The sequence below is a fragment of the Pseudomonas sp. P4_B4 genome, assembly GCF_056402255.1.
Genome location: NZ_JBFUHS010000092.1, coordinates 1 through 542 on the forward strand (window position 1 = coordinate 1; position 542 = coordinate 542).

Genomic DNA, 542 nt, shown 5'->3' on the forward strand with positions numbered 1-542 from the left:
TGGTGTTCCGGTTGTCACGCCAGTGGCATTGCCGGGTAGCTATGTTCGGAAAAGATAACCGCTGAAAGCATCTAAGCGGGAAACTTGCCTCAAGATGAGATCTCACTGGGACCTTGAGTCCCCTGAAGGGCCGTCGAAGACTACGACGTTGATAGGTTGGGTGTGTAAGCGCTGTGAGGCGTTGAGCTAACCAATACTAATTGCCCGTGAGGCTTGACCATATAACACCCAAGCAATTTGCGAACTCGARAGAGGCCAGATTGCGGTGTGTGAAGACGAAACGAACCGAAAGTTCGAGATACTCACAAAACACCGAAGCTATCACATACCCAATTTGCTGAAGCGAGACCAACCGGTCACGACTCAGTACCCGAATTTCTTGACGACCATAGAGCGTTGGAACCACCTGATCCCATCCCGAACTCAGCAGTGAAACGATGCATCGCCGATGGTAGTGTGGGGTTTCCCCATGTGAGAGTAGGTCATCGTCAAGATTAAATTCCGAAACCCCAATTGCGAAAGCAGTTGGGGTTTTGTTTTTG

General features: G+C 50.1%; 2 rRNA genes. Both read left to right on the forward strand.

Features of this window, described 5'->3' with window-relative positions:
• A 23S ribosomal RNA gene (locus tag AC1DVE_RS31200) occupies window positions 1–221 on the forward strand; the annotation flags it as partial.
• A gap of 157 nt (window positions 222–378) precedes the next feature.
• Window positions 379–494 (forward strand): 5S ribosomal RNA (gene rrf / locus AC1DVE_RS31205).
• Window positions 495–542 lie beyond the last annotated feature (48 nt).